The 3,525-nt window shown below is 60.1% G+C and carries 3 protein-coding genes; 1 reads left to right on the top strand and 2 read right to left on the bottom strand.

What is annotated here, in order from left to right; genetic code table 11:
• Together ABW043_RS14945 and ABW043_RS14940 are read right to left on the bottom strand one after the other, a co-directional pair.
• Window positions 1-418, bottom strand: a 418-nt coding sequence (locus tag ABW043_RS14945) for an ABC transporter permease (protein ID WP_353921995.1), incomplete at its 3' end; no start/stop codon positions are given.
• A gap of 60 nt (window positions 419-478) precedes the next feature.
• A complete protein-coding gene (locus ABW043_RS14940) occupies window positions 479-2,380 on the bottom strand; it encodes an ABC transporter substrate-binding protein (RefSeq protein ID WP_353921994.1) in 1,902 nt (633 codons plus the stop codon).
• A 205-nt stretch (window positions 2,381-2,585) separates the two neighbouring features.
• Between ABW043_RS14940 and kdgD the strand changes: the two genes are divergently transcribed.
• A complete protein-coding gene (gene kdgD, locus ABW043_RS14935; RefSeq protein ID WP_353921993.1) occupies window positions 2,586-3,494 on the top strand; it encodes a 5-dehydro-4-deoxyglucarate dehydratase in 909 nt (302 codons plus the stop codon).
• Window positions 3,495-3,525: the final 31 nt, after the last annotated feature.

The following is a 3,525-nucleotide window of genomic DNA, read 5'->3' as shown; positions in this document are numbered from 1 at the left end:
TCGTCGTCAGATAATCAATGACCGAATATTGGCGCACTGCCGAGATGATGCCGATGGGCAGGGACACCGCCCACATGGTGATCAGCGTCAGGAACGAGATCAGCGCCGTCATCCCCATGCGGCCCCAGACCAGCTCGGTCACCGGTTGGTTCCACTCAAAGCTCTGGCCGAAATCCCCGCGGACAATGCCGCCGATCCATTTGAAATATTGCACGGCGATGTTTTCGCCGAGCCCATAGCGCTCGCGCAGATTGGCCAGCACGGCGCTGTCGACGGCCTCGCCGGTCTGGGCGATCTGGGCCGCATAGGTCGAGACGTAGTCGCCGGGCGGCAATTGGATGACGGTGAAGGCGAGTAGCGAGATCGCAAACATGGCCGGGATCATTCCGGCTATCCGTTTGAGAATGAAGATCAGCATGGACAGCGATCCCTTGGTCGAGGAACCCGGCCGGAAGACCGGCCGGGCAAGAAGACAGGGTTAGTTCTTGAAGTAGAACTGCTCGGTATTGAGCGTGCCCGGATCGGGGTGGATCCAGCCCGTTGGCGTATCCGCCGGCACGTTGCCGAGATTGTTGGAGACCACCGCCAGCCCCGGAATGGCCGTGCTGATGCCGATCTGGTAGAATTGGTCCGCCGTGATCTCAAGCAATTGCTGGAAGAGCGCAGCCTGCTCTTCAGAGTTCGACGTGCCCTTGATCTGGTCGTAGAGCGCCCACTGCTCCTTGACGTATTCGGGCGGCTCGGTGCCACCATCGCCGATATAGTATTTTGCCCAATCGACTGCGAAGTTGGACTCGGTCGAGAACGGGAAGTAGTCGCGCGGATCGATGAAGACGTCGATGCCGCCGGACGTAGCGCCCCAGACGACGATGTCGTGCTGGCTCGCGGTCTTTTCCTCATAGAAGCGCGTGCGATCCTGCGCCGAAAACCGCGCATCGATGCCCACGGCCTGCCAATACTGCACCAGCAATTCAGCCGCATCGGCATTGGCGCCGAGCGCCGTCACCGCCGCGACATTGACCACCAGCGGGCTGCCATCGGGCGCCAGGCGGAAGCCATTGCCGCCGCGCTTGTCGAGGCCGATGGAGTCGAGCAGGCGGTTGGCCTCGTCGACATTGTATTCGAGGTATTGGGTCGCGAGGCGTTCATTGTAGAAAGGCGTGCCTTCGCGCGGCGACACCTGCTGCGGCGTACCCTGCCCCAGGAACAGGGTGTCGATGATGGCGACACGATCAAGCGCATGCGATAGCGCCACGCGGAAATCCTTGTTGCCAAAGATTTCGGCCTTCACCGCATCATGCGAGTTGAGATTGACCGAAACGGCGAGCGAATTGCCGACGCGGGATTCTCGCGGGGAAATGTAGAAATTTCCCGCTTCAGTTCCCTCTGCAAGAACCGGTAGGTTCGAGGCATTGGCCGTGTGGCGCACTTCATAGTCGATTTCGCCGGCCAGAACGCTGAGCAGCAGCGTCTGTGCTTCGGCATTCACCGAAATGCTGAGCCCATCGATATAGGGCAACTGGTTTCCGGCCGTGTCGACCTTCCAGTAATAGGGATTGCGTTCGAACGAAACGCGGGTGGCGCCGGCCACATAGGGCTCGGTGATGTGCCATGCTTCGAGCGTCGGGCGCTCGGGATTGCGCCAGCGCTGGATGTTCTCGATGCCGACGCCGCACATATTGGTCATGTGCTCGGCCCAGTCAGCGACCCCGGCTGCCTTGGCATTGGCGTCCGCATCCGGGTTGTATTTGGGCATGAACTGGCTGCAATAGGCCTTGTTCAACAGCGCCAACTGCACACCATAGACGCTGGCGGCGTTAATGATGAAAAGCCCGTTGGGTTTCGTCCAGGAAATGGTGAATTCGGTCGGCGAAGTCACCGAAATCGTTGGCAATTCGCCTTCGACCGTCAGCCAGCCCGGCTTGGTGGGGAAGAGCTTTTCATCGGGCAGAACGTCTTCGATGAAGAAGGCGATGTCATCGGCCGTAAAGGGGGTGCCGTCCGACCATTTCATGCCCTCACGGAGGGTAAAGGTGAAGGACTTGCTATCTTCACTCGCCGTGTAAGCGCTTGCAATATTTGGGTAAACGTCGCCGGACCAGTCGGCATCCCAGGTGAGCAGCGGCTCGTAACCAAAGTAGGTGAAAAGCATGTTGCGGTCGTTGCCGCCCACCATGCCGCCGCGGAAGGTGCCGCCATATTTGCCGACTTCACTGACGGGCGTGACGACGCGCGGATCACTGCCGACGCGCTCGGCCACGGGTGGCAGATCCAGCCCATCGAGCGCCGGAGACTGTTGATATTGCTGCGCAAATGCCGCGACGCTCCCCAGCGTCACGAGCGAGATTCCCGCCAGGGCGGCTACCCTCAAATGTTTCAATTTTCCCTCCCATCAGACTGATTTCGCCGGCGGATGTACCGTTCCTGGCGATTGCTGAGGTCCGCACTCTTGTATGACTGCAATTGCAATGTCAACAATCAATCATACTTCTTTTGAGAAGCGACATTTCACATGCCGTTGACAGGCCGGCTCTGGCCATGCATACAGAAAGAAGTATGACTAATTGCCCCGCAGGAGGCCGGACGTGAACTTCGACGAACTCAAGACCAAGATCGGCTCGGGCCTCTTGTCATTTCCGGTGACCGACTTCGATGCCGCAGGCGAGTTCGATCGCAATTCCTACGCCAAGCGGCTGCAATGGCTGTCCTCCTATGACTCGGCGGGCCTCTTCGCAGCGGGCGGTACGGGGGAGTTCTTCTCGATCGGCTATGATGGGGAATATGACGACATCATCAGCACGGCCGTGAATAATGCCGCGCCCGGCGTGCCGGTGCTGGCCGGCGTAGGCTATGGCACGCGCATGGCGGTCGAGCTGGCAAAGCGCGCCGAAAAGGCTGGTGCAGCCGGCATCCTGGTCCTGCCGCATTATCTGATGTTTGCCGAGCAGGAAGGCATCATCGCCCACATGAAGGCCATCTGCGACGCGGTCGATATCGGCGTCATCTATTACGCCCGCGACAACACCAGACTGACGCCGCAATCCCTCGCAAAACTGGCCGAAATGTGCCCCAACCTTATCGGCTACAAGGACGGCATTGGCGACCTGCAGCTCATGGTCAAAATCTCGACCCTGATCGGCGACCGCATGGTGCATATCGGCGGCCTGCCGACCGCCGAAGTCTTTGCCCAGCCCTATCTCGAAATGGGCGTCACCACCTATTCCTCGGCCGTGTTCAACTTCGTGCCGGAACTGGCCCTGCGCTTCTATAGAGCCGTGCGCGCCCGCGATGCGGCAACGATCGAAACCCTGCTCAAGAACTTCTACCTGCCCCTGATCGAACTGCGCGACCGCAAGCGCGGCTATGCCGTTTCCATGGTCAAGGCCGGCGCCGATCTGGTTGGCCGCGGGGCCGGCAAGGTACGCAGCCCACTGACAGAACTGACGGGCGAAGAGCGTGAGGAGCTTTCGCAACTCATTGCCGCCAACCGCTGATTTCCTGAGCGCCCTCCCTGCGCAAGAAGGC

It is taken from the genome of Devosia sp. (assembly GCF_040509215.1).
GTDB lineage: Bacteria > Pseudomonadota > Alphaproteobacteria > Rhizobiales > Devosiaceae > Devosia.
The sequence above is the reverse complement of the archived record's forward strand: the minus strand, read 5'-3'. Positions and strand labels throughout refer to the sequence as shown.